1 protein-coding gene and 1 pseudogene are annotated in these 2,277 nt (G+C 39.0%); both read left to right on the forward strand.

Annotation, left to right across the window (positions count from 1 at the left end; all coding sequences use genetic code 11):
- Positions 1-266 precede the first annotated feature (266 nt).
- Positions 267-1,493: a pyridoxal phosphate-dependent aminotransferase gene (locus FTU38_RS16550; protein WP_180022479.1), complete on the forward strand. Its 1,227-nt coding sequence runs from the start codon at positions 267-269 to the stop codon at positions 1,491-1,493.
- A 327-nt stretch (positions 1,494-1,820) separates the two neighbouring features.
- A pseudogene (locus tag FTU38_RS16555) lies at positions 1,821-2,159 on the forward strand (PaaI family thioesterase); the annotation flags it as partial.
- Positions 2,160-2,277: the final 118 nt, after the last annotated feature.

The following is a 2,277-nucleotide window of genomic DNA, read 5'->3' on the forward strand; positions in this document are numbered from 1 at the left end:
AGGATCAGAAAGCTTGTTTGAATCGATGTATTTCATCCGCAGATTATGCACGAATGCTAAGAAATCCGGAGTGCAAATATTAACCAAAAAGAAGATCGTTTTTTGATTTATGAAAGAGATCTAATGTAAATTTTCTTAATTATAGGGTTAGGATGGAATATCACACTTTTTTGCACATTGTTGATTTTGCCACTCCCCATTACTGTGCATTTAAGCTAAGATAGTGTGCTTTTTATTTTTTAATCCCTATAAGAAGGAATACTGCCGTGGACGTACGTCTGTCTGATCGTGTAAATAGCATCAAACCGTCCCCTACACTTGCTGTTACTAACAAAGCTGCTGAATTGAAAGCTGCTGGTAAAAACGTAATTGGTTTAGGCGCAGGTGAACCGGATTTCGATACCCCACAACACATCAAAGATGCTGCAATTGCTGCTATCAACAATGGCTTCACTAAATATACAGCTGTTGACGGTACTCCAGGTCTTAAAAAAGCAATTATTGCTAAATTAAAACGCGACAATAACCTTGATTACGCTGCAAACCAAATCTTGGTTTCTTGTGGTGGTAAACAATCTTTCTTTAACTTGGCACTTGCTTTGTTAAACAAAGGTGACGAAGTAATTATCCCTGCTCCTTACTGGGTAAGCTACCCAGACATGGTGATCATTGCTGAAGGTACTCCTGTAATCGTGAAATGTGGTGAAGACCAACGTTTCAAAATTACGCCTGCTCAATTAGAAGCTGCAATCACTGACAAAACTCGTTTAGTGGTTCTAAACAGCCCTTCTAACCCAACAGGTATGATCTACACTAAAGAAGAATTACTTGCTTTAGCTGAAGTTCTACGTAAATACCCTGAAGTTTTAGTTGCTTCTGATGACATGTACGAACCAATCCGTTGGGACGACGAATTCTATAACATCGCAACAGTTGCACCAGACCTTTACGATCGCGTAATCGTTCTTAACGGTGTATCTAAAGCTTATGCAATGACTGGCTGGCGTATTGGCTACGCAGCGGGCCCTGCTAAACTGATCGGTGCGATGAAAAAAATCCAATCTCAATCAACTTCAAACCCAACTTCTATTTCACAAGTTGCTGCTGAAGCTGCATTGAATGGCCCTCAAGACGTTCTTGAGCCAATGATTGAAGCATTCAAACGTCGTCACGACTTAGTTGTAAAAGGCTTGAACGACATCAACGGTATTACTTGCCTTCCTGCTGATGGTGCATTCTATGCATACGCAAACATCCGTCCATTAATTCGTGCAAAAGGTTTAAAATCTTGCACAGAATTCTCTGCATGGTTATTGGAAGAAACTGGTGTTGCAGTAGTTCCTGGTGATGCGTTCGGTCTAGGTGGTTATATGCGTATTTCTTATGCAACTGCAGACGAAGTTCTTGTAGATGCACTTGCACGTATCAAGAAAGCTGCTGACTCAATCGAAGGCGTAGACGCTGCGATTGCTTCAATTGCTGCTGAAAAATAATCTGCTTTTAAAAAGCTAGATTTAAAAAACCCGCGAATATCGCGGGTTTTTTATACTCATCAAAAGAATAAATTAATACTCTTCACTTCAACATGCTTTTGATCAATTTTTTTCGCGGTTCAAACTAAATAACAAAGCTCATCCAGCCCATTTGACTCCCTTCAAATCGACTTAAATATTAAAAAGCCAAACGATAAAACCTAAAACTAACCTTCATATTTAAATCTTTGGTTTGCATTCTTTTTACCTTTTCAGCTATGTTATTTAAATAAGTTTCATTTTAGAACCCAAAATAACCACAAAACTAACATATCCAGAGATATACCAATGAACATCAAAGAAATGACTGGACTCGAAATTTTAAAGGCAATGATGCAAGGCCAAATTCCACCTGCAAGCATTAGTGAAATTATTCCAATGCAACCCAAAAAGATTGAGCAAGGTAATGTAGAGTTTGTTGTAAAAGCCGATCAGCGCCATTTAAATCCACTTGGTGGTGTGCATGGTGGCTTTGCAGCAACAGTCTTAGATACAGTTACAGGTTGTGCCATTCACACGTTATTAGAGGCAGGTGTAGGTTATGGCACCATCGACTTAAATATAAAAATGTGTCGCCCAATCCCAAAGGATGTTGAACTTACAGCGATAGGAACAGTCATTAGGGTCTGTTGACATTTGTTGATTAAAAAAATAGCGAGATAGTAAAATTAAATCGCCAAACCCAATTTTACACTCGCTATGCCTCGAACAATGCTAAATGATCAACACTGGTCCAAGTTACTTG

The organism is Acinetobacter sp. YH12098, assembly GCF_013419235.1.
GTDB classification, from domain to species: Bacteria; Pseudomonadota; Gammaproteobacteria; order Pseudomonadales; family Moraxellaceae; genus Acinetobacter; species Acinetobacter amyesii.